Origin of the sequence: Actinocrinis sp. (assembly GCF_035938995.1) — a bacterium.
GTDB lineage: Bacteria > Actinomycetota > Actinomycetes > Streptomycetales > Catenulisporaceae > DASZGI01.
Genome location: NZ_DASZGI010000336.1, coordinates 1 through 2,462, shown reverse-complemented (window position 1 = coordinate 2,462; position 2,462 = coordinate 1). Strand labels below are relative to the sequence as shown.

At 71.1% G+C, this 2,462-nt stretch carries 3 protein-coding genes and 1 pseudogene; 3 read left to right on the top strand and 1 reads right to left on the bottom strand.

What is annotated here, in order from left to right:
• The 3 genes and pseudogenes from VGZ32_RS24090 to VGZ32_RS24080 form a co-directional block, all read left to right on the top strand.
• Window positions 1-183 (top strand): annotated as a pseudogene (locus VGZ32_RS24090) (rRNA cytosine-C5-methyltransferase); the annotation flags it as partial.
• A gap of 14 nt (window positions 184-197) precedes the next feature.
• Window positions 198-887, top strand: a complete 690-nt coding sequence (gene rpe, locus VGZ32_RS24085; protein ID WP_326888457.1) for a ribulose-phosphate 3-epimerase — start codon at window positions 198-200, stop codon at window positions 885-887.
• Window positions 888-891: 4 nt separating this feature from the next.
• Window positions 892-1,662, top strand: a complete 771-nt coding sequence (locus VGZ32_RS24080) for an SDR family NAD(P)-dependent oxidoreductase (RefSeq protein ID WP_326888456.1) — start codon at window positions 892-894, stop codon at window positions 1,660-1,662.
• Here VGZ32_RS24080 and VGZ32_RS24075 read toward each other — a convergent pair.
• On the bottom strand, window positions 1,623-2,297 hold the full coding sequence (locus tag VGZ32_RS24075) for a helix-turn-helix domain-containing protein (RefSeq protein ID WP_326888455.1): 675 nt from the start codon (window positions 2,295-2,297) through the stop codon (window positions 1,623-1,625). The two genes, VGZ32_RS24080 and VGZ32_RS24075, sit on opposite strands and share 40 nt — an antisense overlap.
• Window positions 2,298-2,462 lie beyond the last annotated feature (165 nt).

Here is a 2,462-nt window from a genome sequence, read left to right as displayed (position 1 = left end):
GAGACCCGCTCCGTGGTCGCCGCGGTCCTCGCTTCCCGGTCCGGCTTTTCGCAGATCGACGCGCGGCCGTTCCTGCCCGGCGTCCCGGACCTCGGTTCCGGCCCGGACGTCCAGCTCTGGCCGCACCTGCACGGCACCGACGCCATGTACCTCGCCCTGATCCGGCGCCACCTCAGCGATTAGGCGAGAATGAGCGCATGGCCGTTCAGATCTCGCCGTCGATCCTCAACTCGGACTTCGCCCGGCTCGCCGACGAGGTGGCGTCCGTGTCCCAGTCCGCCGACTGGGTGCACGTGGACGTGATGGACAACCACTTCGTCCCGAACCTGACGCTGGGCCTTCCGGTCGTGGAATCGCTGCGCAAGGTCTCCGTCCTCCCGCTGGACTGCCACCTCATGATCGAGGACCCGGACCGGTGGGCTCCCGCCTACGCCGAGGCCGGCGCCGCCTCCGTCACGTTCCACATCGAGGCCGCCGCGGCGCCGGTCCGCCTGGCTCGGACGCTGCGGGCGGCCGGCGCCCGCGCGGGGTTGGCGCTCAAGCCCGCCACGCCGATCGAGCCCTACGAGGACCTGCTCCCGGAGCTCGACATGATCCTGATCATGTCGGTCGAGCCAGGCTTCGGCGGCCAGCGCTTCCTCGACATCGTGCTGCCGAAGGTGCGCCGGGCCCGGCAGGCGATACAGCGGCACGGCGGGCAGATCTGGCTGCAGATGGACGGCGGGGTGTCGGCCGAGACGATCGAGCGCTGCGCCGATGCGGGCGCCGACGTCTTCGTCGCCGGTTCGGCCGTCTACAGCGCGGACGACCGGGACGCGGCGGTGCGGGAGTTGCGCGAGCTGGCGCAGCGGGCGACCGACTCCGCGTCCTGGGTGCAAGGGCACTGACCCCATGCCGCTGGGGGACCTGTTCTCGCTGCGCGGGCGCGCTGCGCTGGTGACCGGCGGCAGCTCGGGGATCGGCTACGCGATGGCCGAGGCGATCGCGAATGCCGGGGCGCGCACAGTCCTGTTGGCCCGTCGGGAGGAGCCGCTGGCGGAGGCTGCGCGGCGGATCGGCGAGGCCGTGGACGCGCCCGTGCACTGGGTGGCGGCCGACGTGGCGGACCGCTCGGGGCTCGCCGCGGCCGTGCAGAAGGCGGTCGCCCTCGCCGGGGAGATCGACATCCTGGTCAACAGCGCCGGGATCAACCCGCGCCCGCCGCTGGGGCAGCAGACCTTCGAGGACTGGGACGCCACGCTGGCGGCGAACCTGGCCGGCCCCTTCCAACTCGGCCAGCGCCTCGGCCCGGCGATGGCGCGGCGGGGCTGGGGCCGGATCGTGAACGTCGGATCGCAGCAGTCGATCTCGGCGTTCGGCAACAGCGGGATCTACGGGGTGTCCAAGGCAGGGCTGGCCGGGCTGACCCGCTCTCAGGCCGAGGCGTGGTCGCGGCACGGGGTGTGCGTGAACACGCTCGTGCCCGGCTTCGTGCTCACCCCGCTGACTGCCGAGGTGGCGTCCGATCCCGAACGGGTTAAGGCGCTGGCGGCGCGCACGATGGTGGGGCGCAACGCGGTGCCGGGGGACTTCCGCGGCGTGGCGGTGTTCCTCGCCTCGGACGCCTCGGCCTATGTGACCGGTCAGCTGCTCTTCGTGGACGGCGGCTTCTCGGTGTCCTGAGCCGGCGGGTCCACGGTCGCGTAAAGCATGATCTGCAGGAAGGCGGGGACCGCGCCGGGTTCGTCGTTGTCCTCGTCGATCTCCTCGATCAGCTCGCCGAGCGTCTCGCGCATGCGGGCGAAGTGCTCCGGGGTCATCAGGCCCTTGCCGGCCGCCAGCTTGATGCTCAGGTCCGGGCCGTCCGTCGGCTTCTCGAGCGCCACCCGTCCCGCGCGCAGGTCGGCACTGAGCCCGGCGCGGGCGGCTTCGACGACCGCGACCAGGGTGTCGTTGTAGTCGTCGGCGTGCGACAGCCGCAGCAGGTCGCTCTCGACGGTCAGCCGCTTCTGCGAGGGCCGGTAGCGCTTCTCGATGATGCCCGAGACCACGCGGGTCTCCGCGACGTGGATCAGGCCGCTGTCCTCGAGCTGCTTGATGTGGCGGTAGAGCTTCGTCTGGCCTTCGTCCAGTTCCTCGGCGATCTCCTTGACGGTCATCGGCGGATAGTCCGGCCCGGCGGGGAAGGCGCCGAGGATCGCCAGGCGCAGCGGGTCGGTCAGGATGCGCAGGGTCTCCAGGTCGGCGACCCGCCGTTCGTCGGCGATCTCGGGAACGGTGGAGCCCCGAGCGGTGCCGTCTCGCGGATCGTCTGCCACCGCGGTTCTCCTCTCAGCGAATGCTCTGTGTCTTGCGTAATGTTCTCGCAGCTGTCATCGTTCACCATAACGTGAATGACGATGGTGGCGTGAATGCTTACGCCGCCGTGGATGGCGGAGGGGTCATGGCTGATCTGACGGGGGAAGAGGTCACGGAGGCGCTGG